The sequence below is a fragment of the Pseudomonas sp. GW823-FHT01D03 genome (genome assembly GCF_058798255.1).
The window spans coordinates 2512305-2538590 of record NZ_JBXAKK010000001.1 but is presented as its reverse complement, the minus strand read 5'-3'; the positions used below and the strand labels follow the sequence as shown (position 1 = coordinate 2538590).

The following is a 26286-nucleotide window of genomic DNA, read 5'->3' as shown; positions in this document are numbered from 1 at the left end:
TTGGCTGATACACCGCTATCGCGAGCAGGCTCACTCCTACAGGGATTGTGTGGTGGCTGACATTTATTGATGGCCCAGGCTTTTCAGCACCGCTCCGCAATACAACCCGGACAGGGTTTTCATCACCTGAATCACTTCAGGACTGGCCAGACCGTAAAAGATGTATTTGCCTTCACGACGGGTCGCCACCAGGCCTTCATCGCGCAGGATGCCCAGTTGCTGGGACAGCGTCGGCTGGCGCACGCCGGTCATTTTTTCCAGTTCGCCGACATTGCGCTCGCCTTGGGTCAGCTGGCACAGGATCAACAGACGATCCTCATTGGCCAGCGCCTTGAGCAGCGCGCAGGCCTTGGAGGCGGACGCCCGCAACTGGGCGACTTCACATTCGGTCAGACTGGATTGCATTTGCACGATGCCTTCAACGTCACTTAAGCTGCGAACATTATGTTTTTAGATAAAGTGTTGCAACCCATTTCCCTGGTTCAGGTTGGTGACCATGCCCGCGCAGATTGAAGCTTTCCTCGACCCCGCCTCCTCGACCTACAGCTACGTGGTCTATGAAGCTGATGGCGGGCAGTGTGCAATCGTCGATCCGGTACTCGATTACGACGGCGCTGCCGGTCGCACCGGCACCGTGCAGGCCGACAAGCTCATCGCCTTCGTCCGTGAACACCGTTTGCAGGTGCAATGGCTGCTGGAAACCCACGCCCACGCCGATCACCTGTCCGCCGCGCCGTACCTGCGCCGCGTACTGGGCGGCAAGATCGCCATCGGCCAGTCGATCAGCAAGGTGCAGAACGTGTTCAAGGTGCTGTTCAACCTGGAACCGGAATTCTGCGTCGACGGCTCGCAGTTCGATCACCTGTTCGCACCGAACGAATCGTTCATGATCGGTAACCTCAACGCCACCGCCCTGCACGTCCCCGGCCACACCCCGGCGGACATGGCTTACCTGATCGACGGCGAACAGATTCTGGTCGGCGACACGCTGTTCATGCCCGACGTCGGCACCGCCCGCTGCGACTTCCCCGGCGGCAACGCGCATCAACTGTTCAACTCGATCCACAAACTGCTGGCCTTCCCCGCCAGCGTGAAACTCTACGTCTGCCACGACTACCCGCCCGAAGGCCGCGAGTCGCAGTGCCAAACCACCGTCGGCGAGCAGCGCCTGAGCAATATTCATGTGCATGACGGGATTGATGAAGCGGCGTTTGTCGCGATGCGCACCAAACGCGATGCCGGGCTGGGCATGCCGACGCTGTTGCTGCCGGCAATTCAGGTGAATGTGCGGGCGGGGAATTTTCCGGCGGCCGAGGACAATGGTGTGGTTTACCTGAAGGTGCCGATCAATAAGCTCTAGAAGCAAAAGATCGCAGCCTGCGGTAGCTCCTACAGGAACACGGTTTATGTGTGCTCTGTGTAGGAGCTGCCGAAGGCTGCGATCTTTTGATCTTCAGGACCCGAGGGTCAACCCATTCGCCGGCAACGGCAACGCCGTCTTGTAGCGCACCTGCTTCAAGGCAAAACTCGAGCGGATATTCGCCACCCCCGGCACCTTGGTCAGAAAGTCCATCATGAACCGCTCTAGCGCCTGAATCGTCGGCACCAGCACCCGGATCAGATAGTCCGGGTCGCCGGCCATCAGGTAGCACTCCATCACTTCGGGGCGGTCGGAGATCGCCTCTTCGAAATGCTGCAACGCCTCCTCGACCTGTTTCTCCAGGCTGACGTGAATGAACACGTTCACGTGCAGGCCCAACAGGTCGGCATCCAGCAGCGTCACCTGCTCGCGAATCAGCCCTAATTCCTCCATCGCCTTGACCCGGTTGAAACACGGCGTCGGCGACAGATTCACCGAGCGCGCGAGGTCGGCGTTGGTGATGCGCGCATTCTCCTGAAGGCTGTTGAGAATGCCGATGTCGGTACGGTCCAGTTTGCGCATGAGACAAAATCACCTGTTTTTTATGTTTATGCAGAATTTCTATCTGCAAATCGTCTCCAGCGCAACGAAACAGAGAGAAATATTCTTCTGGCCCGGGCCTATGATTGTTGTAGGACAAGATTTCTTTCACCCAAGAATGATTGCCAGCTCACTACAAGAAATTCACAAGATCGAGCGTAGAAGCCATGACCCAAGCGTATGAACCGCTGCGTCTGCACGTCCCTGAACCCTCGGGCCGCCCAGGCTGCAAAACCGACTTCTCCTACCTGCATCTGACCGATGCCGGCACGGTGCGCAAACCTTCCATCGACGTCGAACCTGCCGACACCGCCGACCTGGCGCGTGGGCTGATTCGGGTGCTCGACGATCAGGGTAACGCCCTCGGCCCCTGGGCTGAAAACGTGCCGGTCGAGATCCTGCGCAAGGGCATGCGCGCCATGCTCAAGACGCGGATCTACGACAACCGCATGGTGGTCGCCCAGCGTCAGAAGAAAATGTCGTTCTACATGCAAAGCCTTGGCGAAGAAGCCATCGGCAGCGCCCAGGCCCTGGCCTTGAACATCGACGACATGTGCTTCCCGACCTACCGCCAGCAAAGCATCCTGATGGCCCGCGAAGTGCCGCTGGTCGACCTGATATGCCAACTGCTGTCCAACGAGCGCGATCCGCTCAAGGGCCGGCAGTTGCCGATCATGTACTCGGTCAAGGACGCCGGTTTCTTCACCATCTCCGGCAACCTCGCCACCCAATTCATTCAGGCCGTCGGCTGGGGCATGGCCTCGGCGATCAAGGGCGACACGAAAATCGCCTCGGCGTGGATCGGTGACGGCGCTACCGCCGAATCGGACTTCCACACCGCCCTCACCTTCGCTCACGTTTACCGCGCGCCAGTGATTCTCAACGTGGTCAACAACCAGTGGGCGATCTCGACCTTCCAGGCTATCGCCGGCGGTGAAGCCACCACTTTCGCCGGACGCGGCGTCGGTTGCGGTATCGCCTCGCTGCGCGTCGACGGCAACGACTTCTATGCGGTCTACGCCGCTTCCGCCTGGGCTGCCGAACGCGCCCGGCGCAACCTCGGCCCGACCATGATCGAATGGGTCACCTACCGCGCCGGCCCGCACTCGACCTCCGACGATCCCTCCAAATACCGTCCTGCCGACGACTGGAGCCACTTCCCGCTGGGCGACCCGATTGCCCGCCTGAAGCAGCACCTGATCAAGGTCGGCCACTGGTCGGAAGAAGAGCACGCCGCCGTCAGCGCCGAGCTCGAAGCCGAAGTGATTGCCGCGCAGAAACAGGCCGAACAGTACGGCACCCTCGCCGGCGGGCAGATTCCAAGCGCCGCGACCATGTTCGAAGACGTCTACAAAGAGATGCCGGAGCACTTGAAGCGCCAGCGTCAGCAGTTGGGGATCTGACATGAACGATCACAACAACAATATTCAGTTGGAAACCGCCATGACCACGACCACCATGACCATGATCCAGGCCCTGCGCTCGGCCATGGATGTGATGCTTGAGCGTGACGACAATGTGGTGGTGTTCGGTCAGGACGTCGGCTACTTCGGCGGCGTGTTCCGTTGCACCGAAGGCCTGCAGACCAAGTACGGCACCTCGCGGGTATTCGACGCACCAATCTCCGAAAGCGGCATCGTCGGCGTGGCCGTGGGCATGGGCGCCTACGGTTTGCGTCCGGTGGCCGAGATTCAGTTCGCCGACTACGTCTACCCGGCTTCCGACCAGATCATTTCCGAAGCGGCGCGCCTGCGTTATCGCTCGGCCGGCGAGTTCACCGCGCCGATGACCCTGCGCATGCCATGCGGCGGCGGCATCTACGGCGGTCAGACCCACAGCCAGAGCATCGAGGCGATGTTCACCCAGGTGTGCGGCCTGCGCACCGTGATGCCGTCCAACCCGTATGACGCCAAAGGCCTGCTGATCGCCTCCATCGAAAACGATGACCCGGTGATCTTCCTCGAGCCGAAACGCCTGTACAACGGCCCGTTCGACGGCCACCACGACCGCCCGGTAACCCCGTGGTCGAAACATCCGCAGGCCCAGGTTCCGGACGGTTACTACACCGTGCCGCTGGACGTCGCCGCGATCACTCGTCCGGGCAAGGACGTCACCGTGCTGACCTACGGCACCACCGTGTACGTGTCGCAAGTTGCTGCTGAAGAAAGTGGCGTTGACGCCGAAGTCATCGACCTGCGCAGTTTGTGGCCGCTGGATCTGGAAACCATCGTCAAGTCGGTGAAGAAAACCGGTCGCTGCGTGGTGGTGCACGAAGCTACCCGTACCTGCGGTTTCGGCGCCGAGCTGGTGTCGCTGGTGCAAGAGCACTGCTTCCATCACCTGGAAGCGCCGATCGAACGCGTCACCGGTTGGGACACCCCCTACCCGCACGCGCAAGAGTGGGCGTATTTCCCAGGGCCGTCCCGAGTGGGCGCGGCGTTGAAACGGGTCATGGAGGTCTGAATGGGCACGCACGTTATCAAGATGCCGGACATCGGCGAAGGCATCGCAGAAGTCGAACTGTCGCAGTGGCACGTCAAGGTCGGTGACCTGGTCGTCGAAGACCAGGTGCTGGCCGATGTCATGACCGACAAGGCCATGGTCGATATTCCGTCGCCGGTCCACGGCAAGGTGATTGCGCTCGGCGGTCAGCCGGGTGAAGTGATGGCGGTCGGCAGTGTGCTGATCAGCATTGAAGTGGAAGGTGCCGGCAACCTGAAAGAGTCCGCCGCACCAGCGCCTGTTGCTGCAAAAGAGCCGCCTGCTGCGCCGAAAGTTGAAACAGTTGCCGAGAGCAAACCTGCCGCCGCTGCCGCGCCGCGCCCGGCGCCGGTTTGCCAGGGCCCGATGGTTGCCCGCGAGGCTGATGAACGTCCGCTGGCCTCGCCGGCCGTGCGCAAACATGCACTGGATCTGGGCATTCAATTGCGCCTGGTACGCGGAACCGGCCCCGCCGGTCGCGTACTGCACGAAGACCTTGAGGCCTATCTGGCGCAAGGTCAATCGAACGCTTCGGCACCGGCAACCGCCGCGTATGCCCAGCGTCACGATGAAGAACAGATTCAGGTTATCGGCATGCGCCGCAAGATCGCCCAGCGCATGCAGGACGCCACCCAGCGTGCCGCACACTTCAGCTACGTCGAGGAAATCGACGTTACCGCGATTGAAGAACTGCGCGCGCATCTGAATGAAAAACACGGTGCCAGCCGGGGCAAGTTGACCTTGCTGCCGTTCCTCGTCCGCGCACTGGTCGTGGCTCTGCGCGACTTCCCGCAGATGAACGCCCGTTACGATGACGAAGCCCAAGTCATCACCCGCCTCGGCGCGGTGCATGTCGGTGTCGCCACGCAAAGCGACGTCGGCCTGATGGTGCCGGTGGTGCGTCACGCCGAGGCGCGCAGCCTGTGGGACAGCGCCGCGGAGATCTCGCGTCTGGCCAACGCCGCGCGCAATGGCAAGGCCAGCCGCGATGAACTGTCCGGCTCGACCATCACCCTGACCAGCCTCGGTGCGCTGGGCGGCATCGTCAGCACGCCGGTGCTGAACCTGCCGGAAGTGGCAATCGTCGGCGTGAACAAAATCGTCGAACGGCCAATGGTCGTCAAAGGTCAGGTGGTGATCCGCAAGATGATGAACCTCTCCAGCTCCTTCGATCACCGCGTGGTCGACGGCATGGACGCGGCGCTCTTCATCCAGGCCATTCGTGGCTTGATCGAACAACCTGCCACTTTGTTTGTGGAGTAAGGCTCGCATGCAATCTCTGAACACTACGCTGCTGATCATCGGCGGCGGCCCCGGCGGTTATGTCACGGCGATCCGCGCCGGGCAACTGGGCATTTCGACCATTCTGGTCGAAGGCCAATCGCTCGGTGGCACTTGCCTGAATATCGGCTGCATTCCGTCCAAAGCGTTGATTCATGTGGCTGAGCAGTTTCACCAGACACAACATCACAGTCAGCATTCTGCGCTGGGCATCAGCGTCTCGGCGCCAACCCTCGACATCAGCAAAAGCGTCGAGTGGAAGGACGGCATCGTCGATCGCCTGACCACCGGCGTCGCCGCGCTGCTGAAAAAGCACAAGGTTCAAGTCATCCATGGCTGGGCCAAAGTCATTGACGGCAAAACCGTGGAAGTCGGCGATACACGCATCCAGTGCGAACATCTGGTGCTGGCCACCGGTTCGACCAGCGTCAACCTGCCGATCCTGCCGATTGGCGGGCCGATCATTTCCTCCACCGAAGCGCTGGCGCCGAAGTCCGTGCCGAAACGCCTGGTGGTGGTGGGCGGCGGTTACATCGGTCTGGAGCTGGGCATTGCTTACCGCAAGCTCGGCGCCGAGGTCAGTGTAGTCGAGGCGCAGGATAGTATCCTGCCAGCCTACGATGCCGAGCTGACCCAGCCGGTGCACGAAGCGCTGAAGCAACTGGGCGTGAAGCTCTATCTCAAGCACAGCGTGCTGGGTTTCGACGGCACCTTGCAGGTGCGTGACCCGAACGGCGACACCTTGAATCTGGAAACCGATCAGGTGCTAGTGGCGGTCGGTCGCAAGCCGAATACGCAGGGCTGGAACCTCGAAGCACTGAATCTGGACATGAACGGCTCGGCGATCAAGATCGACAGCCGCTGCCAGACCAGCATGCGCAACGTCTACGCCATCGGCGACCTGAGCGGCGAACCGATGCTCGCGCACCGCGCCATGGCTCAGGGCGAAATGGTTGCCGAACTGATCAGCGGCAAATCCCGCGAATTCAACCCGACCGCCATTGCCGCCGTGTGCTTTACCGACCCGGAACTGGTGGTGGTCGGCCAGACCCCGGACGAAGCCAAGGCTGCCGGGTGGGACTGCATCGTTTCCAGCTTCCCGTTCGCTGCCAATGGCCGGGCGATGACCCTGGAATCGAAAAGCGGCTTCGTGCGCGTGGTCGCACGTCGTGACAATCATGTGATTGTCGGCTGGCAGGCGGTGGGTGTTGGGGTTTCCGAGTTGTCGACCGCGTTCGCGCAAAGCCTGGAAATGGGTGCGCGTCTGGAAGACATCGGCGGCACCATTCATGCGCATCCGACCTTGGGTGAAGCGGTGCAGGAAGCGGCGTTGCGTGCTTTGGGGCATGCGTTGCATCTGTGATGGACGGTGGCAGTGATGGCCTCTTCGCGAGCAAGCCCGCTCCCACAGGGAAATGCATTCCAAAATGTGGGAGCGGCTTCTTCAGGAAAATGCATTCCCCCTGTGGGAGCGGGCTTGCTCGCGAATTCTTGAGGCCGACACGATTTATCTGCCTGTCATCCGATAGTCCGGGCTGCGAAACCGCGCAAGAATGAAGTATTGTTGTGCCCATCCAAAAAAACGTCAGAAGCCTTGAACCGTTTCGACGGTTGTTCAGTGATAGAGGGTGTCATGGGTAACGAGAGCATCAATTGGGACAAGCTGGGTTTTGACTACATCAAGACCGACAAACGCTATCTGTCGTACTTTCGCAATGGCGAGTGGGACAAAGGCACCCTGACCGAAGACAACGTGCTGCACATCAGCGAAGGCTCGACTGCTCTTCACTATGGCCAGCAGTGCTTCGAAGGCCTGAAGGCCTATCGTTGCAAGGACGGCTCGATCAACCTGTTCCGTCCCGACCAGAACGCCGCGCGCATGCAGCGCAGCTGCGCCCGCCTGCTGATGCCGCACGTGTCGACCGAGCAGTTCATTGAAGCGTGCAAGGAAGTGGTTCGCGCCAACGAGCGCTTCATCCCGCCATACGGCACCGGCGGCGCGCTGTACCTGCGTCCGTTCGTGATCGGCGTGGGTGACAACATCGGCGTGCGTACCGCGCCGGAGTTCATCTTCTCGGTGTTCGCGATCCCGGTCGGCGCCTACTTCAAGGGCGGCCTGACTCCGCACAACTTCCAGATCTCCAGCTTCGACCGCGCCGCCCCACAAGGCACCGGTGCGGCCAAGGTCGGTGGCAACTACGCCGCCAGCCTGATGCCGGGCTCTCAGGCCAAGAAGGCGCACTTCGCTGACGCCATCTACCTGGATCCGCTGACCCACAAGAAGATCGAGGAAGTCGGTTCGGCCAACTTCTTCGGGATCACCCACGACAACAAGTTCATCACCCCGAACTCGCCATCCGTGCTGCCAGGCATCACCCGTCTGTCGCTGATCGAACTGGCGAAAACCCGTCTGGGTCTGGAAGTGATTGAAGGCGATGTGCTGATCGACAAACTGTCGGACTTCAAGGAAGCCGGTGCTTGCGGTACTGCGGCGGTGATCACCCCGATCGGCGGGATCAGCTACAACGACCACCTGCATGTGTTCCACAGCGAAACCGAAGTCGGCCCGGTCACCCAGAAGCTCTACAAAGAGCTGACTGGCGTGCAGACCGGCGACATCGAAGCGCCAGCGGGCTGGATCGTCAAGGTTTGATCTGACGGCTGCTGATGCACAAAAGCCCCCATCGAGTGATCGATGGGGGCTTTTTATTGGAAGCAAGATCAAAAGATCGCAGCCTGCGGCAGCTCCTACACAGATCTCCTGTAGGAGCTGCCGCAGGCTCGGGCCGCGTTCGGACGATCTTTTGATTTTCTATTTCAGCGCAATCCGCTTACCGCCTCGCGCAGCTATCCCGCTCGCCTGCCCATTCTGCTGCTTGCCCATCCGCGCCTGGGTTATCAATCCGGGGATCAACTCGCCCTCCGGCAGATTCTTCCAGAATCGCACCGGCAAGTGCCCTTGCATGACCTTCTCGTTCAATCGCGCCGGGTTGAAGATGTGGCTGTAGTACGTCAGCCACAACTCGCCGTGCGGATCATCGATGTTCTGCGCCAGTTGCTGCCACTCCATCGGGCACTGGCGCTGATGAATCAACTGTTCGCCATCGTAATAAACCCCGTCACGCGGCGTGGCGATCAACCAGCGGTGGCGACCCATGCGCCCGATGAAATGTTCGCTGGCGCTGTGCAGGATGTCGTGGGCCGGTTCGTGCCACGCAATGTATTGCGGGCCTGGCTGATCCTGCGGGCGTTCGATGAAACGCACGAACGCATGCAAATGGTGGGCTTCACGCTGCACCTGCTTGATCCGCCGCTGCAACTCGCTGCCGAGCTTGTCGCCGGCCATCATCGCCGTGCGATCGCCATGGCTGACGCGCCACAGCACTTCATACAACAGACTCCAGCGCTGGTCGCCCCGGTAGCGTGCAGCTTGTTCCAGGGTCTCGAGCAGTGCACGGGGGATGCGTGCCTGAAACGGCCCCTGCCCCTCGGGTACCGAGACGTCACTGGCAAACAGATCGCTCACCCCTTCCGACGCCCAACTCACCAGACTCGGGTCGACTTCATGACTGAGCAGCCAGCGCGCCTGCTGGCGCCAAGTGTCGAACAGGTCGTCGCAATCGAGATTGATCATCCCCACAACCCCATCTGCTGCGGTTGCGGCCGGTCGCGCAGTTGCTGGTAAAGCATTTGGCTGGTGACTTCGGCCTGTTGCGGGTGGTAGTCGCTGGTGATGATGAACGGCTTGGCCTTGGCCAGCACACAACGCATACGCGCCACGTCTTCATAGCGGATACGCCGTTGCTGGCGCAATTGCACCAGACGCTCGGTGGTGCGCAGACCGATGCCCGGGATGCGCGCGATCAGCGACGGCTCGGCGCGATTCAGGTCCAGCGGAAACACCTCGCGATTCTGCAGCGCCCAAGCCAGTTTCGGATCGATATCCAGCGCCAGATTACCTGGGCCCTTGAGCAACTCATCGGCGCTGTAGCCATAGCTGCGCAAGAGGAAATCGGCTTGATACAAACGATGTTCGCGCATCAGCGGTGGTGCGGCCAATGGCACGCTTTTCGGGCTGTCGGGGATCGGGCTGAAGGCCGAATAGTAAACGCGCCGCAGGCGGTAGTTGCCATACAGCGACTGAGCGCTGTGCAGGATCGTGCTGTCGTCGGTGTCATCGGCGCCAACGATCATTTGCGTACTCTGCCCGGCCGGGGCGAACTTCGCCGAACGCGGTTCGTTGAGCACCGTTTGCACGCCGGTGTAGATGGTGTTCATCGCTTGCTTGATCGAACCGATCTGCTTCTCCGGCGCGAGGGTTTGCAGGCTGGCGTCGGTGGGCAGTTCGATATTGACGCTGAGGCGATCGGCGTAGCGCCCGGCCTCTTCGATCAATGCCGGATCGGCCTCGGGAATGGTCTTGAGGTGAATGTAGCCGCGAAACTCGTGCTGCTCGCGCAACAGCTTCGCCACGCGTACCAGTTGCTCCATGGTGTAGTCCGCCGAGCGGATGATCCCCGAACTGAGAAACAGCCCGCTGACGCAGTTGCGCCGGTAAAAATCCAGGGTCAGCGTGACCACTTCCTCGGGGGTGAAACGTGCGCGCGGCACATCGCTGGAGCGGCGGTTGACGCAGTACTGGCAGTCGTAGAGACAGAAATTGGTCAGGAGGATTTTCAACAGCGACACGCAACGGCCGTCCGGCGTATAGCTATGGCAGATGCCCATGCCATCGGTCGAGCCCAACCCGCTCTTGCCCTCGGAGCTGCGCTTGGGCGCACCGCTGCTGGCGCAGGAGGCGTCGTACTTGGCGGCGTCGGCGAGAATGCTGAGCTTGTCGATGATTTGCATGGCGCGGGCTCTTTACTGTGTGGATATACAGTATAGATCCGAGCACAGGGTTACAAGGTGCAAGAAGCGCACCTCGTCGGGCAGAAGCTCAAGATCAAAGGATCGCAGCCTGCGGCAGCTCCTACATTAAATCGCAATAGTCGACATTTTTCAGATGTGCACACTCCCTGTAGGAGCTGCCGCAGGCTGCGATCTTTTGACCTTCGCGTCTATCGGCAACTCGAGAGCAAATCGCAGGCCCATTTCCTTTCGCCCCGCCACGGTCAGCGCCAACGCCCGACTATCAAGATCCTGCGTCACCCACTTGCGTTTCAGCGCCATTTGCAACAGCGCCCCCCCCAGCGAACCGCCCAGATGCGGCCGGCGCATGCTCCAGTCCAGGCACGGGCAGGCGAACTTGCGACGCAAATTACTCAAATCCTGCACCTCAATCCCCAAGCCTTCGAACAGCGCCTCGCCACTTTCGCTCAAGCTATAAACCCGCTCGTCGGTTTCCACCAGCCACCCCGCCTCAAGCAAACGGTCATGCAGCAACACCGCCAGCGTGCCGGCCATGTGGTCGTAGCAGGTGCGGGCGAATTGCATGCGATCCGGGGTGTGCGGCTTGAAGCTCGGTGCGGCGTTCTGGCCGATCACCATCAACGCTTCCAGCGCCTGCGCCACGCGCTGATCGGCGAGGCTGTAATAACGATGGCGGCCCTGCACATGCAGGCGCACCAGCGACAGATCCTTGAGTTTGGCCAGGTGCGCGCTGGCAGTGGACGCGCTGACCTCGGCAACGGCGGCCAATTCAGTGCTGGTACGGGCGTGGCCGTCCATCAGCGAGCAGAGAATTTTCGTGCGTGCCGGTTCGGCGATGGCGGCCGCCACCTGCGATACGCCGACGTCTTGATGTTCTGCGTGCATATTTCGCTCCCCGACGAATCGTCGTCGCTGCGAACTGAAGATACTCGCATCACTTTCCCGACGACAAGGCTGTGCACCATGAACCCGATCATCGCTGCGACGCATGCCGATCCCTACCCCTACTACGCCAAACTGCGCGCCGAGGGCGGACTGACCTTCGATCATGGATTAAAACTGTGGGTCGCCAGCAGCGCCCGAACGGTGAGCGCAGTGCTGACGCACGCCGATTGTCGGGTGCGACCGCCGCAGGAACCGGTGCCCAAGACGATTGCCTCGGGGCTGGCTGGCAAGGTGTTCGGGCAGTTGATGCGGATGAACGATGGCGAACGTCAACGCTGTCCGCGTGCGGCAATCGAGCCGTCACTGCAGTTGATAGATGACGAGCAAGTACGCGCACTAGTGGCTGCGCGTCTGATTACAGCGGACGCCGACGGCTTGTATAAGGCGATGTTTCGCGGGCCGGTGTGCGTGGTCGCGGCGCTGCTCGGCTTCACCCCGGCGCAAGGCCGGGCGATCAGTGAATTGACGGCGGATTTCGTCGCCTGCCTGTCGCCGCTGAGCAATGACCTGCAACTGGCGGCGGCGCACGCGGCGGCGGAGCAATTGCGCGGTTACTTCATCGAGTTGCTGGCCGAAGCCGATAGCGAGTTGCTCAGGGCTATCGAACAGCGATTTGCAGGAGACGAAGAAACCCTGATTGCCAACCTGATCGGTCTCTGTTCGCAGACGTTCGAGGCCAGTGCGGGACTGATCGGCAATGCACTGATCGCGCTGCGACGTCAGCCTGAGTTGCATGACGCCGCTGTGGAAGCACTGTTGGCCGAGGTTCAGCGCTTTGATCCGCCGGTGCAGAACACCCGGCGTTTTGTCGCACAGACTTGCGAGATCGATGGCGTGCGGCTCGAGGCCGGCGAGATAATTCTGGTGCTGCTGGCCTCGGCCAACCGCGATCCCTTGTTAAATGAGGAGCCTGAGCGATTTGTGCTGGATCGTCCTGACCGGCGCAGTTTCAGCTTTGGCAGCGGCCGGCATCAGTGTCCGGGAGAAGCGCTGGCGCTGAGCATTGCCGCTGCGACTGTCAGAGAAATCCTCGATCAGGGTGTGAATCTGCAACAGCTGACGTGGCATTACCGCCCATCGCTCACTGGGCGGATCCCGCTGTTCAGCGCGGCACAGACTTAGGCGCTGTGGCTCAGCGCTTGGGGTTCAGGCTCATGATGTGCGTGCCCTACTCTAATCCCCTGTGGGAGCAAACTGGCGATGTCGATACCGACTATCAGATAAGGAAAATCAAGCTTGATTTATATCGGTTTCGATATAGCCTGCTGATAGGTGACCTCTGCCATTCTTTGCAACACACCGCCGCAACGCGTTTTCGTCGGAGCCATTACGCTTCTCCTTTCAACAAAGGAGAAGTCGATGCCAAGACACAAGGATGTGGTGTTTGTCGCAAGTGCACTCAAGGATCTGAGAGCTTTTCCTTTGGATGCTCGCAGAGCTGCGGGATTTCAATTGGATCTGTTGCAACAGGGCGACGAGCCTTTTGATTGGCGCCCCATGAAAACCGTAGGACGGGGTGTCAATGAAATCAGAATCACCGAAGACTCAGGAGCGTTTCGAGTGTTTTACGTGGTCAATCGGCCTGACGCGATCTATGTGCTGCACGCCATGCAAAAGACCACTCGCAAAACTGAAACGCGAGATATCGAACTGGCACGCGCCAGATACCAGGAAATAGGTTAAGCCATGAAGGACCATCAATACCCTTCCCAGCATTTCTCAAGCATCTGGGACGCACTGGAAGACACGCCGCAGGACGCGGCCAACATGCGCCTGCGGGCCAAACTTATGCGCACGCTTTGCGAGACGGTTCGTGCCTGGGAGCTTCCTCAAAAGGAGGCCGCCAAGCGCTTGGGAATTACTCAGCCACGCCTCAATGACGTGCTCAACGGGAAAATCGACAAATTTTCTCTGGATGCGCTGGTCAATCTATCGGCCGCAGCGAAACTGGAAGTAGACATCTGCTTCCCCCAGGCCCCACCACTGCACTGGGCGTGACGCCCGCTCGGATTCTCAGGCTTACGAGAGGCGGTCATTACTACATCCGCCTCAATCCTCCCGCGTCAAAACCTCCAATAACTCAATCTCAAACACCAGATTCGAATGCGGCGGAATCTTGCCCATGGTCCGCTCGCCATAGCCCAAGTGCGCCGGCACCAGCAGTTTGCGCTTGCCGCCCACTTGCATGCCCATCAGTCCCTGATCCCAACCCTTGATTACCCGGCCAGTGCCAATCACGCACTGGAAAGGTTTGCCACGGCTGTGGGAAGAATCGAACTCGCTGCCGTCTTCCAGCCAGCCAGTGTATTGGGTAGTAATCAGCGCGCCTTTGACGGCAGCCTTGCCCTCGCCCACCTGAAGATCGATTACCTGCAGTTCATCAGTCATGACATTCACTCAATTGCTTAACTGGCGGCCGTTTTCCCAGAAATGGCAGCTGTTCGCAACTCATTAACCAATGATTGGCGGTTTATCGAGTGGAAACACTCAGTCAGGAGGCAAGCCAAACACAACGCCATTGAAAGTATGGGTGCAACACTGGCAATGGGGTTTCATCTCCTCGGCCTTCAAGTCCGGGTTGACGATTTGCAGACGCTTTTGCTCATCGACGTACAGGCCATTGAAGTAGCTCGACTCACCCAGTCGCACAATGTCCTCGCGATCATCTTCATGGATGGACACCATCCAGAACACTGGCTCCGGACGATCAAGGCGCGCCACCGCCTCACTGTAAATCTCATCCCAGTTACCTCCGGCACGAGATAACAGAAAGCGAAATAATGGAGTGTAATCGTAGCCGTGATGCTTGATTCCATGCATCGAACCCCGCGTCGCCTCGCTACGCCTCTCGGCTTTGGTATTACGCTCATACCGATAGTGACTGCCCTGATTGTTGCGCCAGACGTTGTGAGCAGTGGTATTTACTTTGCGATAAAGAGGTTTCTTTTCCAACGATTGCTCCTGACATCCAGTCACTCGAAACGCCCTTCGCGTTTTACCCGAATAGCGCCCGAATGCAATCGACCGTCCATGGCCAATTGTTGCCGAAACGCTTAGCGCTCGACAGGTTGCATCTCGACAATGGTGCCGTTGGTGATCATGACCATCACGTACTTGTCATTGATCTGCACCCACTGCGCCTGATCGACCGGGGCTTTCAAGCCTTTCTGTTTCCAGTTTTTCAACGCTTTGTCGCTGCGCTGATAAATGTCTGGAGCCCGGTCGTTGACCTTCAATTCGCGGTCGCTGGTCGGCGACTGGACCGTGGGATCGCTTGAGGTTTGCGCCGCTTGAACAAGTGGACTGATCCCGGCAATGCCGGCGACGAGGGCCAGGCTGGCGATTAGGGTTTTGCTGTTCATCGGTGAACCTCCTTCAGATGTGTGATACCTGAACTCCGACTGCGGAGGACTGGAATCATTCCTTGTTTTTTGTCTGGGGTGGTTGGGGGATTGTAGTTGGCGGGCCGATCTTCATCGCTGGCAAGCCAGCTCCCACAGGGTCCGGTGATGAAACAAGATTTGTGATCGACCCGGGAAACTGTGGGAGCGGGCTTGCTCGCGAAGAGGCCTGCACATTCAACACTTTTCCGCCTGAACCACCGCTTTCGCGAGCAAGCCCGCTTGTGTCTGAGTAAGGGGATAAACTCTGGGGTGAGAGGGGTGGATGGCAAGCTGTGAGTCCGCGGTGCTTAAAGCACGAGTGGGAGCAAAGCTGCCATCCACCTTTCTACTCTGGCCCCTAAGCCCGGACAGTTGGACGAGCGCCACTCGAATCACAAGCGTGGGCAAAGCCAGAGCACTCTCACTTCTGAGTGTAAGAGGGTTTTGCCATGATTTCCTGGGTCGGCATCGATATCTCCAAATCCAATCTCGTCGTCTGGGTTCAACCACAGAAAGACGGCTTTGAAGTTCCCAATACGGTTGAAGGCTTTGATGTGCTGATCGCACGTTTAGCTCAGTACACGGTTGGCCGTGTATTGCTGGAAGCCACAGGCGGCTATGAACGCAAGGTCATGGCGGCATTGCAGCAGGCAAGTTTCAGCGTGTTGAGGATCAATCCTCGCCGGGCCAGAGCCTTTGCCGTAGCAATGGGCAAGAACGCCAAAACCGATCCCATCGACGCGGCGGTTCTCGCCGACTTTGCCGAAGCGTTGCATGCGTCTCGCGAAAAGCCCATCTCGCCTGAGCGTGAAGCCCTGCGCGAGTTGATTCAATTACGCGAGCACTTCGTCCAGCAGCGTGATGACAACAAGCGCCGGCTGCAACAGGCCCAGTTGCCCGCGGCCATAGAGGCGATCAAGGATCATATTCGCTACCTGCAGACTCAGATCAAACAGTTTGGCAAAGCCATTGATCGAAGCATGCGTGAGCTGGATGCGGAAAAAGCCGATCGGCTTATCTCCGTCAAAGGCATCGGCACTGTGGCGACCGCCAGCTTGATGGTTTATCTACCCGAACTCGGCGAGCTGGATCGCAGGGAGATCGCCGCCTTGGCGGGAATCGCCCCCTATAACGACGACAGCGGTAATCACAGCGGGAAACGTCAGATTTACGGAGGGAGAGCACGCGTCAGACGTGCGCTTTACATGTCGTGCTGGGTCGTTATCCGCCATCAAGCCGATTTCAAGGCCCGCTATGAATCACTAAGAGAACGAGGCAAGAGCGCGAAAGTCGCGCTCATCGCCTGCATGCGAATACTGCTGATCAGATTGAATGCCATGCTGCGAGACGGCACAGAGTGGCGGTGACGAACGGTCGCAGTAAGACAGTTGCTCCCACAGGTTAGACGGTGTTTTCAGGATTGATCCGCTTTGCGCATCAATCCATGCCAACAATGCAATTAACATCCTGTTACAGCTGCGCGACCATCCGCCGCAATAACAACCGTGCGCCGCTTCCACGTAGCGCACGTCATAAAAGCGGTGGAGTTTTTTACTATGACAGCCTCAATCCCAAACGGCGGCTCGCGGGCCGGCGCCATTTTCCGGGTCACCTCGGGTAACTTCCTCGAACAGTTCGACTTCTTTCTGTTCGGCTTCTACGCCACGCAGATCGCGGCAGTGTTCTTCCCGGCGAGCAGTGAGTTCGCTTCACTGATGATGACCTTTGCCGTATTCGGCGCAGGCTTTCTGATGCGTCCGCTGGGGGCGATCGTGCTCGGCGCGTACATCGATGACGTCGGTCGGCGCAAAGGGTTGATCGTCACCCTGTCGATCATGGCCAGCGGCACGATTCTGATTGTGCTAGTGCCCGGCTACGAAACCATCGGTCTTTTTGCGCCGGCGCTGGTGTTGATCGGTCGGCTGTTGCAGGGCTTCTCCGCCGGTGCGGAATTGGGCGGTGTTTCGGTGTACTTGTCCGAAATCGCCACACCGGGTCGCAAAGGTTTTTTCACCGCCTGGCAGTCGGCCAGTCAGCAAGTCGCGATCATCGTCGCCGCTGCGCTGGGCTACGCGCTGAACGCGTGGATGGCGCCGAGCGTGGTGGCCGATTGGGGCTGGCGGATTCCGTTTTTCGTAGGCTGCCTGATCGTGCCGTTCATCTTTTTCCTGCGCCGTAATCTGGCAGAAAGCGAAGAGTTCGCCGCACGCAAACACCGTCCGAGCATGAAGGAAGTGTTCCGCACCCTCGGCCAGAACTGGGGCGTGGTGCTCGGTGGCATGCTGATGGTCGCGCTGACCACCACCGCGTTTTACCTGATCACCGTGTACGCGCCGACCTTCGGCAAGACTGTGTTGCACCTGAGCACTTCCGATGCGTTGCTGGTGACCTTGCTGGTGGGCGTGTCGAACTTTTTCTGGCTGCCGATTGGCGGCATGTTGTCCGACCGTATCGGCCGGCGTCCGGTGCTGATCGCCATGTCGCTGCTGGCGCTGGCCACCACCTATCCGGCGCTGTCGTACCTGGTGCAGGCGCCGAGTTTCAGCCATATGTTGCTGTCGCTGCTGTGGCTGTCGTTCATCTACGGCATGTACAACGGCGCGATGATTCCGGCGCTGACCGAGATCATGCCGGTGGAGGTGCGGGTGGCCGGTTTCTCTCTCGCCTACAGCCTGGCGACCGCGATTTTTGGCGGTTTCACTCCGGCGATGTCGACCTTCCTGATCCAGTACACCGGCGACAAAGCCGCGCCAGGTTACTGGATGAGCGTCGGCGCACTGTGTGCGTTGTGCGCCACGCTGTACCTCTATCGCCGCGCAGGCGGCCGTTTGCAACCGGTTGCCGCATAAGGAGCAATCACCTTGAAAAAACTGATCAATCTCAGCGCCATCGCCCTCTTCGCTTTCAGCGCCCTGGCACACGCAGAACAACTGAACGTAATGACGTCGGGCGGCTTCACCGCCGCCTACAAAATTCTCGGCCCGAAATTCGCGGCCGCCACCGGCAACACCCTCGACACCCAACTCGGCCCGTCGATGGGCAAGGCGCCGGAAGCGATCCCTAATCGCCTCGCACGCGGTGAGCACGCCGACGTGGTGATCATGGTCGGCTACGCCCTCGATGACCTGATCAAACAGGGCAAGGTCGACCCGGCCTCGCGTGTCGAACTGGCGGATTCGCGGATCGGTCTGGTGGTGCGTGAAGGCGCGCCGAAGCCGGACATCAGCAGCGTTGAAAGCCTGAAGAAAACCTTGCTCGACGCAAAATCGGTGGCCTACTCCGACAGCGCCAGCGGCGTGTACATCGAGAAGGAGTTGTTCAGCAAACTCGGTGTCGAGGATCAGTTGAAACCGAAGGCGAAGATGGTCCCGAAAGTCCCGGTCGGCTCGGTGGTTGCCACCGGCGATTATCAACTGGGCTTCCAGCAGGTCAGCGAATTGCTGCCGGTGCCGGGGGTGAGTTTTGTCGGCAAGATTCCGGAGTCGGTGCAGTCGGTGACGCGCTTCGCCGCCGGCATCCCGGTCGGCGCGCAGCATCCAAAAGAGGCCAAGGCCTTGCTCGACTACCTCGCCGCGCCTGCCGCTCAGGCTGACGTGCAGGCCACCGGGCTGGATTCGGTCAAGCGCTGAGCGTTGGCGGCTGGACTTTCATTTCCACCACCAGCCGCTCCAGTTCCAATGCCGCCGGGGTCAACGTGCGACCCCGGCGCTTGATGATGCCGACACTGCGCATCACTTGCGGATCGGTCAACGGCACTCGCGTCAGAATCGGATGATCCGGCCCGGGCATCGCCATCAACGGCACCGCCGCCACACCAAGCCCCGCCTCCACCAGACCAATCATCGTCGTCACATGCCGCGTCTCGCAGATGCTCGGGCGCTGCGGCACCACACGGCTCAAAGCCTGATCTAGCAGGAAACGGTTGCCGGACGTCTTGTCCAGCGAGATGTAATCCTGCTGATAGAACTCGTCCCAGGTCACGCTGCTGCGCCCGGCCAACGGGTGATCGCGCCTGCAAGCAACGACATAGCACTCCTGCACAAGTGGTTCAAAGTCGACTTTGGCATCCTGCGTGCCGAGAAAACTCAAACCGAAATCCGCCTCGCCGTTGACCACTGCGCTGAGCACATCGTGGGCGCTGGAATCGAGGACTTTGACCTTGATCCGTGGAAACTGCTGGTGATAGCGAGCAACCACCCGCGGCATGAAGTAGTACGCCGCCGACGGCACGCAGGCCACGGTGACATGACCCAATCGGGTCGAAGCGACTTCACTGATGCCCAGCAACGCCACATCCAGATCATCCAGCAAGCGCTCGACGCTGGGCATGAAACCACGCCCGGCCTGGGTCAGGCTGACTTTGCGCGTGGTGCGCTCAAACAGCTTTACGCCGAGGGCGTCTTCGAGCTTTTCGATGCGCCGGCTCAGGGCCGGTTGTGACAGGCGCACGGTGTCGGCGGCCTTGCGGAAACTGCCCTGCTCGACCACGGCGCGAAAGGCTTGCAGGTCGTTGAGGTCGAAGTTGATGGCCATGGCGGACTCGAAAAGATTGATTCGCGAAGGCTATCAATGTAACCAAATGATGCAAATTATTACAGTTTTGATGATATCGCCCTTGCGGGAGCGGGCTTGCTCGCGAATGCGATGTACCAGTCGCCATCAACATCGACTGAACCAGCGCTTTCGCGAGCAAGCCCGCTCCCACAGGGTTTTGTGGTGGATTGACGAGCGGCGCAGCCTTTATCCTTGTCACCCCCCGCCGTACCGCTGTCAGGAGTCAACCCATGCCCCATGAAGGCAACCTGTTACAAGCCGCTGTCGTGTTTCTCTTCGCAGCCGTGCTCACCGTGCCACTGGCCAAGCGTCTGCAACTGGGCGCGGTGCTCGGTTATCTGTTGGCGGGGGTGATCATCGGCCCGTCGGTGCTGGGACTGATCGGCAATCCGCAGAGCGTTGCGCATATTTCCGAACTGGGCGTGGTGTTGCTGCTGTTCATCATCGGCCTTGAGCTGTCACCCCGCCGCTTGTGGGTGATGCGCAAGTCGGTGTTCGGCGTCGGTCTGGCGCAGGTGCTGCTGACGGCGGCGGTGATTGGTGTGCTGGCGTTGTACGTGTTCGGTCAGCCGCTGAACAGTGCGATCGTGCTCGGTCTTGGCTTGGCGCTGTCGTCCACCGCATTCGGCCTGCAAAGCCTGGCCGAGCGCAAGGAACTGACCAGCCCCCACGGGCGGCTGGCGTTTGCGATTCTGCTGTTTCAGGACATCGCCGCGATCCCGCTGATCGCGCTGGTGCCGATGCTCGCCGGCAGCGCCCACGCCAGCAGTAACGCGGAAAGCCTGAACCACGGTTTGCAAGTGCTCGGCGGGATCGCCGTGGTGGTGGTCGGCGGGCGTTATCTGTTGCGTCCGGTGTTTCGCGTAGTGGCGAAAACCGGTCTTCCGGAGGTGTCCACCGCCACCGCCTTGCTGGTGGTGATCGGTACGGCGTGGCTGATGGATCTTGTCGGCGTGTCGATGGCCCTCGGAGCTTTCCTCGCCGGCCTGCTGCTGGCGGATTCGGAGTATCGCCATGAACTGGAAGCGCAGATCGAGCCGTTCAAAGGCTTGCTGCTCGGGCTGTTTTTCATCAGCGTCGGCATGGGCGCCAACCTGAGCCTGCTGCTCAGCGCGCCAATCACCGTGCTGGGCCTGACGCTACTGTTGATCGGTTTGAAGTTGCCGCTGCTGTTTGTGGTCGGGCGTCTGGCCGGTGGGCTGACGAAAGTCAGTGCGATTCGCTTGGGTATCGTGCTCGCCGCCGGCGGTGAATTTGCCTTTGTGGTGTTCAAGATCGGGCGCGATCAGGGCCTGTTCGAACCGCGCCTGTATGACCTGCTGGTACTGACCATTACTCTGTCGATGGCGTTGACGCCGCTACTGCTGCTGATTTGCGCGCGGTTGGTCAGCCCTAAGGTGCAGCCGGTGGAAGTACCGGAGAAATTCCGCGAGATCGACACCGAGGCGCCGCGCGTGGTGATCGCCGGCATGGGCCGGATGGGCCAGATCGTGGCGCGGATTCTGCGGGCGCAGAACATCAAGTTCGTAGCGCTGGACACCTCGGTGGAAACCATCGAACTGTCGCGCAGTTTTGGCGGTGTGCCGGTGTTCTACGGCGACCCGATGCGCCCGGAGATCCTTAATGCGGCAAAGGTTGGCGAGGCGGAGTATTTCGTGATTGCCACGGACGATCCGGAGACCAACATCAAGACCGCCGAGATCGTGCGCAAGCTCTATCCGCACATGAAAATCATCGCCCGCGCACGTAACCGTCAGCACGTGCACCGCCTGGTCGATGTCGGCGCCGAGCCGATTCGAGAGACCTATTACTCCAGTCTGGAAATGAGCCGCCGCACCCTGGTCGGCCTCGGTCTGACCCAGGCCCAGGCCGATGCGCGGATCAAGCGCTTCAAGCATCACGACGAACAAGTGCTGGAAGCCCAGCACGCGGTTTACGACGACGCGGCCAAAGTCCTGCAAACCGCCCAGGAAGCCCGGTCGGAACTGGCGCGGTTGTTCGAGTCGGATCAACTGGAAGAGGAAGCGCGCAAGGTCTGAATTCACCACAATTCCAATTGTAGGAGTGAGCCTGCTCGCGATTGCAATCTATCAGTAGCCATCTCTGTTACTGACACACCGCCATCGCGAGCAGGCTCACTCCTACAGGAATTGTGGATGGACTTAGGCCATTTCCAATTCACGTTCTTGCTTGACCGGTGCCACCTCAAACCGATCCGCGAGGAACGGTGTGATATCCAGCGGCAGCGCTTCCTGGTTGACCAGCTTGTCCAGCAGCACCCCGGTGATCGCCGAGGTCAGGATACCGGTGCGGAAGTGTCCGCAGGCATTCAGATACCCCTCCACTCCACGCATCGGCCCGAGGATCGGCAGTTCATCCGGCGAACCCGGACGCAAGCCGGCCCAGGTGCGCTTGAGGTTGACGTCCTTGAGTTCCGGCAGGCAGCGCACCGCGCCCTGCACCAGTCCGGCGATTTCCGGGTAGGTGGTGGTGACGTCGAAACCTTTGTCTTCGGTGGTGCTGCCGATCAGGATTTCGCCGTTGTCCTTTTGCGCCACATAGCAATCGCTGGTAGTCAGGCAGCCGTTGAGGATTTTCGGCATGCGCTCGGTCAGCAGGATCTGGCCCTTGACCGGTTTCACCGGAATCCGCACACCGGTGGCCCACTCGCTCAAATCCGCCGCCCAGGCACCGCCGGCGTTGATCAGCGTCTTGCAGTGGAACACGCCCTCTTCGGCCGTCTGCACACCCGTCACGCGGCTGCCGTGGTGCAACACGCCAGTGACGTTGGTGTTGACGAAGATGTCGACGCCATTCTGCCGCGCACCTTCCATGTAGGCATCGGCCAGACGGAACGGGCTGACCTGATGATCGCAAAGAAATTCCAGCGCGCCACGGGCCTCATGGCTGACGCTCGGTTCGGCTTCACGCAGCGCGGCCTGATCGAGCCAGCGCACCTGATCAGCGAGGTGCGGAATGCAACTGACGATGTGCTCGGCGTAGAGCCGGTCTTCGTCGTCATAAATGACGAACTTCAGCCCGGTCTTTTCAAACTTGAAATCCATCCCGTGCTTGTCCTTCAGCTCGCGGTGCAACGCCGGGTACAGCGCGTTGGACTGCAAGGCGAAATCGAAGAACGACTCCGGCAGGATGTGTGGCGTGCTGGCGTCCACCGCCACAGCCGCGCCCTGGGTTTCGCGCTTGCGGTTGGCCGACATCATGCGGAAGAAAATCACCCCGCAGCCCAGCCCTACCGACTCGCCGATGGCCCACAAGCCTCCGGCCGAAGCGCGGGTCGCGTTGCCCGGGCGCTTGGCGTCGATCACCGCCACCTTGAGGCCTTGGCGCTTGGACAATTGATAGGCGCAGGACGCCCCGATCACGCCGCCGCCGGCGATGATCACGTCATAGAACTTACTCATGGGATGCGGCCTCCGTGCCGACGGACTGGAACGCGGAAAAAGGAATCGGATCAATCGGGAAGCGCGGGCGCAGCCAGCCAACGTCCTTGCGCCCGGTGGCCTGGCGCAGACGGTCGCTGCAGTAGCCGACGCACATCCGCCCCTGACAATCGCCCATGCTGACGCGGGTGCGCATTTTCAGGCTGGCGATGTCTTGCACACCCTGCTCCAGTGCCAGATCGATATCCGCGCGGGTGGCGTGTTCGCAGCGGCAGATCACGGTGTCGGCGGCCGGCAAAGCGGTCTGGCCGACACCACGTTCGGTGTAACGGTCGACGGCCGCACGGAAGCGCACGATGGATTTGAGTTTGCCCAGATAACGGTCGCGGCGTACCCGAGCCAGTTCTTCTTCGATTACCCCGCGTTGCAGCAGGATCGAAGTCGCGGCGATCTTGCCGGCGAGCATCGCCGCTTCACCGCCGCGAATTCCCCCCATGTCACCGGCCAGGTGCACATGCGGCTCGTTGCTTTGCTGCCAGTTGTTCGAATTGGCGCGCAGGTAACCATCGTCGCTGAAACCGTGATCGAGGCCCATCTGCTGACTGAGCTGAGTGCGCGGAATGAAGCCGTAACCGACCGCCAGGGTCTGCGCTTCGAAGCGCTCGATGCGCGTCAGGTCCGGCTCCCAGTTGGCCGAGTACGGTGCCACGGTGACGCTTTTCAGCTCGCCGTCGCCGTGGGCTTCGACCACGCCCCAGCCGTAGTTCATCGGGATGCCGTGCAGTTTCAGGTAAGCGAGCATGCTCAAACCATCGAGGAACAGCTGCGGCTTGTTCAGCAACGCCAGGCTTTCGCGAGCGATCTTGCCGAAGGCGCAGGCTTCGTACACGCCCGCGACCTTGACGCCGGACGCGTGCAGCTGCGTTGCCACCAGTGGCAGCAGTGGCCCGGTACCGGCGATGACCACCGGCCCCTGCGGCTTGACCACGCCACTTTTGATTTGCAGTTGCAAGCCGCCGAGCATGATCACCCCCGGCAGGGTCCAGCCGGGGAACGGCACGCTGCGTTCGTGGCAACCGGCGGCCAGCAGCAATTGCGGATATTCGATCTCGTGAAGCTGCTCGTCGCCGTCGAGCACCACCAGCGCACGGGTGCCTTCGGCACCGACCACGCGATGATTGAGGCGCACGTCGATCAACCCCGACTGTTCCTGGAAATCACCGTGGAGTTTGTTCAGGGCTTCGGAATAGCGCGGCCCCAGATAATCCAGTTGCACGCCGTCGCGCAACGGCCCGCGATAGACCACCCCACCAAGGCGCGAGGCCTCTTCGAGCAAGGTGCAGCGCACACCATGACTTGCCAGCTCGATGGCCGCCGCCATCCCCGCCGGACCACCGCCGACGATCACCGGTTGCAGGCTCATACGACCTCCTGCTCGTTGATGCGGTTGACCTGGGTTTCGATCTGCATGCCGTCGCGCACCACGGTCTGACAGGCACGGCGCTTGTGGCGGCCGTTGATTTTCACCAGGCAGCACTGGCAGACGCCCATGCCGCAGTAGGCGCCGCTGATCTGGCCATGGTCATTGCGTGCGACCTGGCGCACGCCAAGGGACTGGATAACGCTCAGGACGGTTTCGCCAATGGCCGCCGTCACCGGTTGACCATTGATGTGGACGGTCATATCCGCCTGGGTCAGGGGCTGGATATCGAAAGTGCGTTCTAGGCAGTGCATTACGAAGTTCATCCGTGAAAAGGTTCAGGGGAATGTATTGCGTCAGCTCCTTGCTGCTCTACACCGTGCGGCCCGTTTAATTGTTGGATCGCGGGCGGGCTCGCGGGTACTTCGTCAGCGCAGCAAAGTGCGCGTGAAGCACTGTAGTTCAAACCTCAGCAAAGGCCTGGAACATTTACGTTAGGGGAAGTTACAAACGCGAATATTGATCCAGGCCAGTGAAAGCGGTCGGATTGTTCAACGATTCGGTTGGAGAAGACGAATGGTGCACGCCAGAAAGCAAAAAGCCGCTTTCACCGTGAAGTGAAAGCGGCCGAGGCATGGGCCTCAATGGAGCATTTGAATCAGTGTACGAACAGGGCGATCAGGATGATGATCGGGATTGGCACACCGAGGAAAAACAGTAATAGAGAGCGCATGGTGATTCTCCTTGTTAACGGACTGGAGGCAGAGTGGTCGTGGTGGCGTAGGTCTCGACTTCAACGTACTCGACCGCATCCCGGCGACGACCGCCGAAGGTGGCGGCGAGACTGGCGAAGAACGCACCGGCCAGCAGCGCGATGAACATCCACAGCGAGGTCCAGGCAGCGACTTTCGCGGCGGTGTCGGCAGCCTGTTGGGCTTTGACTTTGGCGTCGGCGATGGCTTTCTGAGTGCGGGCGTACACTTCATCGACACGACGCTCGGCGTCGGCCTGACTCAGATTGGTCCGTTGTGCGACCAGTTGCGCGAGGTAGGTACGGTCTTCCGGGCTGAGTTGGCCGTTGGCCAGGCTCTGGGCGAAGATCCGCGCTACGGCGCCATGGGCGGCATCATCACTGACCGACGCAGGACGGTCATCGCGGAACAGATTGTCGATGTAGTAACCGTACTGATTGCTGTCGGTGTTGGCCGCTGCGCTACCGGCAGCCTGAGTCGCGGCAGCCGCTGCGCCACCGGCGACACTGGCACCGGCCTGCACACCGCCACTGATCACACTGCTGACCGAGCCGACTACCAATACTGCGGTGACCAGCGTAGCCACACACCAGGCAAGGAAGCCATGGGCAGTATCACGGAAATACACTTCATCCCCGTGCATGTTGGCCCACTTCACCCGCAGGCGACCGGCGATGTAGCCACCCAGACCGGAAGCGATGATTTGCGTCGCCGCCAGCCAGACAATCGTCGAAATCCCCAGACTCTTGGCGCTGACGCCCTCCCCGGCCCAAGGTGAAACGGCAGAGAATCCCAAACCGAAGCCAAGCAGCACCAAAATCATCGACAGTGCTGCGGCCGCCGCTGCGCCCGCGAAAATCGCGCCCCAGGACACGCCTGACACGTTGCTCGACTCTCCTTCGAAGGCAGGATAAAACCCATCAGGGGATCTATTCATTGTTGTAGTGCTCCAGGCATGAAAAATGGTGTTACAACTCGTCACGAGAGGAATTGCAGCGACCGTGCCAGTCGACAACTTTAAATAAATCTTTGAGTTTCAATGACTTAAAAAGACTGAACTTCTACATTCATTGCAATTTGCAACAATGGACTGAAAGCAGCGGGTTTTATGCATTGACGCCAAAGCGGCAAAGCGCCCTGGATTGACGTTTGTGACAGGCTGTACATGAAAGTTAATTTAAAGCGCGACGCGAAATACTTGGCAAAATGCAGCCATTCCGTTTGAACCGATCAAGGC

Annotated in this window: 26 protein-coding genes; 13 read left to right on the top strand and 13 right to left on the bottom strand. The window is 60.2% G+C overall.

All coding sequences use genetic code 11. The features are described 5' to 3' along the window. Positions 1 to 63 precede the first annotated feature (63 nt). On the bottom strand, positions 64 to 405 hold the full coding sequence (locus AC1RBR_RS11195; RefSeq protein WP_007965280.1) for an ArsR/SmtB family transcription factor: 342 nt from the start codon (positions 403 to 405) through the stop codon (positions 64 to 66). 91 nt (positions 406 to 496) lie between these two features. Between AC1RBR_RS11195 and AC1RBR_RS11190 the strand changes: the two genes are divergently transcribed. Further along, a complete protein-coding gene (locus AC1RBR_RS11190) occupies positions 497 to 1360 on the top strand; it encodes an MBL fold metallo-hydrolase (protein WP_492564354.1) in 864 nt (287 codons plus the stop codon). A 93-nt stretch (positions 1361 to 1453) separates the two neighbouring features. On the opposite strand, the gene bkdR is transcribed toward AC1RBR_RS11190, so the two are convergent. After that, entirely contained in the window at positions 1454 to 1942 is a 489-nt protein-coding gene (gene bkdR, locus AC1RBR_RS11185; RefSeq protein WP_027613216.1) for a Bkd operon transcriptional regulator BkdR, read from the bottom strand. Positions 1943 to 2127: 185 nt separating this feature from the next. On the opposite strand from bkdR, the gene AC1RBR_RS11180 reads away from it, so the two are divergent. The 5 genes from AC1RBR_RS11180 to AC1RBR_RS11160 all read left to right on the top strand — a co-directional run bounded on the left by AC1RBR_RS11180 (position 2128) and on the right by AC1RBR_RS11160 (position 8375). Next, positions 2128 to 3363 carry a 3-methyl-2-oxobutanoate dehydrogenase (2-methylpropanoyl-transferring) subunit alpha gene (locus tag AC1RBR_RS11180; RefSeq protein ID WP_003224001.1) on the top strand — a complete coding sequence of 412 codons (1236 nt, stop codon included), beginning with the start codon at positions 2128 to 2130 and terminating at the stop codon, positions 3361 to 3363. 1 nt (position 3364) lies between these two features. Beyond that, positions 3365 to 4423 carry an alpha-ketoacid dehydrogenase subunit beta gene (locus AC1RBR_RS11175; protein ID WP_003224000.1) on the top strand — a complete coding sequence of 353 codons (1059 nt, stop codon included), beginning with the start codon at positions 3365 to 3367 and terminating at the stop codon, positions 4421 to 4423. Next, complete coding sequence (locus AC1RBR_RS11170; protein ID WP_492564352.1) at positions 4424 to 5704, top strand: dihydrolipoamide acetyltransferase family protein; 1281 nt, start codon at positions 4424 to 4426, stop codon at positions 5702 to 5704. A 7-nt stretch (positions 5705 to 5711) separates the two neighbouring features. Then, positions 5712 to 7085 carry a dihydrolipoyl dehydrogenase gene (gene lpdA / locus AC1RBR_RS11165; protein WP_492564350.1) on the top strand — a complete coding sequence of 458 codons (1374 nt, stop codon included), beginning with the start codon at positions 5712 to 5714 and terminating at the stop codon, positions 7083 to 7085. Between the two features lie 270 nt (positions 7086 to 7355). Next, positions 7356 to 8375 (top strand): branched-chain amino acid aminotransferase, encoded by a 1020-nt coding sequence (locus tag AC1RBR_RS11160; protein ID WP_027613221.1) that lies wholly within the window; start codon positions 7356 to 7358, stop codon positions 8373 to 8375. Between the two features lie 159 nt (positions 8376 to 8534). On the opposite strand, the gene AC1RBR_RS11155 is transcribed toward AC1RBR_RS11160, so the two are convergent. The 3 genes from AC1RBR_RS11155 to AC1RBR_RS11145 form a co-directional block, all read right to left on the bottom strand. Then, complete coding sequence (locus AC1RBR_RS11155) at positions 8535 to 9356, bottom strand: TIGR03915 family putative DNA repair protein (protein ID WP_492564348.1); 822 nt, start codon at positions 9354 to 9356, stop codon at positions 8535 to 8537. Next, positions 9353 to 10573: a putative DNA modification/repair radical SAM protein gene (locus AC1RBR_RS11150; RefSeq protein WP_225138591.1), complete on the bottom strand. Its 1221-nt coding sequence runs from the start codon at positions 10571 to 10573 to the stop codon at positions 9353 to 9355. Before AC1RBR_RS11150 ends, AC1RBR_RS11155 begins: the two co-directional genes overlap by 4 nt. 150 nt (positions 10574 to 10723) lie before the next feature. Further along, positions 10724 to 11479: an ArsR/SmtB family transcription factor gene (locus tag AC1RBR_RS11145; protein WP_492564346.1), complete on the bottom strand. Its 756-nt coding sequence runs from the start codon at positions 11477 to 11479 to the stop codon at positions 10724 to 10726. Between the two features lie 78 nt (positions 11480 to 11557). Between AC1RBR_RS11145 and AC1RBR_RS11140 the strand changes: the two genes are divergently transcribed. The 3 genes from AC1RBR_RS11140 (at position 11558) to AC1RBR_RS11130 (ending at position 13537) form a co-directional block, all read left to right on the top strand. Further along, on the top strand, positions 11558 to 12661 hold the full coding sequence (locus tag AC1RBR_RS11140) for a cytochrome P450 (RefSeq protein WP_492564344.1): 1104 nt from the start codon (positions 11558 to 11560) through the stop codon (positions 12659 to 12661). A gap of 237 nt (positions 12662 to 12898) precedes the next feature. Continuing rightward, entirely contained in the window at positions 12899 to 13222 is a 324-nt protein-coding gene (locus AC1RBR_RS11135; protein ID WP_027613227.1) for a type II toxin-antitoxin system RelE/ParE family toxin, read from the top strand. Between the two features lie 3 nt (positions 13223 to 13225). Continuing rightward, positions 13226 to 13537 carry a helix-turn-helix domain-containing protein gene (locus tag AC1RBR_RS11130; RefSeq protein WP_492564342.1) on the top strand — a complete coding sequence of 104 codons (312 nt, stop codon included), beginning with the start codon at positions 13226 to 13228 and terminating at the stop codon, positions 13535 to 13537. A 51-nt stretch (positions 13538 to 13588) separates the two neighbouring features. Here the strand turns inward: AC1RBR_RS11130 and AC1RBR_RS11125 are convergent, their stop codons facing one another. The 3 genes from AC1RBR_RS11125 to AC1RBR_RS11115 form a co-directional block, all read right to left on the bottom strand. Continuing rightward, positions 13589 to 13927, bottom strand: coding sequence for an FKBP-type peptidyl-prolyl cis-trans isomerase (locus tag AC1RBR_RS11125; protein WP_108591595.1), 339 nt, complete (start codon positions 13925 to 13927; stop codon positions 13589 to 13591). A 99-nt stretch (positions 13928 to 14026) separates the two neighbouring features. Continuing rightward, positions 14027 to 14491, bottom strand: a complete 465-nt coding sequence (locus AC1RBR_RS11120; protein ID WP_492564340.1) for a hypothetical protein — start codon at positions 14489 to 14491, stop codon at positions 14027 to 14029. A gap of 101 nt (positions 14492 to 14592) precedes the next feature. Continuing rightward, positions 14593 to 14901 (bottom strand): RcnB family protein, encoded by a 309-nt coding sequence (locus AC1RBR_RS11115; protein WP_223007986.1) that lies wholly within the window; start codon positions 14899 to 14901, stop codon positions 14593 to 14595. Positions 14902 to 15371: 470 nt separating this feature from the next. On the opposite strand from AC1RBR_RS11115, the gene AC1RBR_RS11110 reads away from it, so the two are divergent. The 3 genes from AC1RBR_RS11110 to AC1RBR_RS11100 all read left to right on the top strand — a co-directional run bounded on the left by AC1RBR_RS11110 (position 15372) and on the right by AC1RBR_RS11100 (position 18551). Then, positions 15372 to 16289 (top strand): IS110 family RNA-guided transposase, encoded by a 918-nt coding sequence (locus tag AC1RBR_RS11110; RefSeq protein ID WP_480403306.1) that lies wholly within the window; start codon positions 15372 to 15374, stop codon positions 16287 to 16289. Positions 16290 to 16478: 189 nt separating this feature from the next. After that, entirely contained in the window at positions 16479 to 17771 is a 1293-nt protein-coding gene (locus AC1RBR_RS11105) for an MFS transporter (RefSeq protein WP_443536230.1), read from the top strand. A gap of 12 nt (positions 17772 to 17783) precedes the next feature. Beyond that, positions 17784 to 18551: a substrate-binding domain-containing protein gene (locus AC1RBR_RS11100; protein WP_443536232.1), complete on the top strand. Its 768-nt coding sequence runs from the start codon at positions 17784 to 17786 to the stop codon at positions 18549 to 18551. Here AC1RBR_RS11100 and AC1RBR_RS11095 read toward each other — a convergent pair. Next, a complete protein-coding gene (locus AC1RBR_RS11095) occupies positions 18541 to 19455 on the bottom strand; it encodes a LysR family transcriptional regulator (RefSeq protein WP_096795894.1) in 915 nt (304 codons plus the stop codon). The genes AC1RBR_RS11100 and AC1RBR_RS11095 overlap by 11 nt on opposite strands. 251 nt (positions 19456 to 19706) lie before the next feature. Here AC1RBR_RS11095 and AC1RBR_RS11090 point away from each other — a divergent pair, with 251 nt between their 5' ends. Then, positions 19707 to 21515, top strand: coding sequence for a monovalent cation:proton antiporter-2 (CPA2) family protein (locus tag AC1RBR_RS11090; RefSeq protein WP_492564335.1), 1809 nt, complete (start codon positions 19707 to 19709; stop codon positions 21513 to 21515). Between the two features lie 123 nt (positions 21516 to 21638). On the opposite strand, the gene hcnC is transcribed toward AC1RBR_RS11090, so the two are convergent. The 4 genes from hcnC to AC1RBR_RS11070 all read right to left on the bottom strand — a co-directional run bounded on the left by hcnC (position 21639) and on the right by AC1RBR_RS11070 (position 25986). Beyond that, entirely contained in the window at positions 21639 to 22898 is a 1260-nt protein-coding gene (gene hcnC / locus AC1RBR_RS11085; protein ID WP_115987393.1) for a cyanide-forming glycine dehydrogenase subunit HcnC, read from the bottom strand. Then, positions 22891 to 24300: a cyanide-forming glycine dehydrogenase subunit HcnB gene (gene hcnB, locus AC1RBR_RS11080; RefSeq protein ID WP_492564333.1), complete on the bottom strand. Its 1410-nt coding sequence runs from the start codon at positions 24298 to 24300 to the stop codon at positions 22891 to 22893. Before hcnB ends, hcnC begins: the two co-directional genes overlap by 8 nt. Then, entirely contained in the window at positions 24297 to 24611 is a 315-nt protein-coding gene (gene hcnA / locus AC1RBR_RS11075; protein ID WP_027613237.1) for a cyanide-forming glycine dehydrogenase subunit HcnA, read from the bottom strand. Before hcnA ends, hcnB begins: the two co-directional genes overlap by 4 nt. Positions 24612 to 25044: 433 nt before the next feature. Continuing rightward, a complete protein-coding gene (locus AC1RBR_RS11070; protein ID WP_115987391.1) occupies positions 25045 to 25986 on the bottom strand; it encodes a hypothetical protein in 942 nt (313 codons plus the stop codon). Between the last annotated feature and the right edge of the window lie 300 nt (positions 25987 to 26286).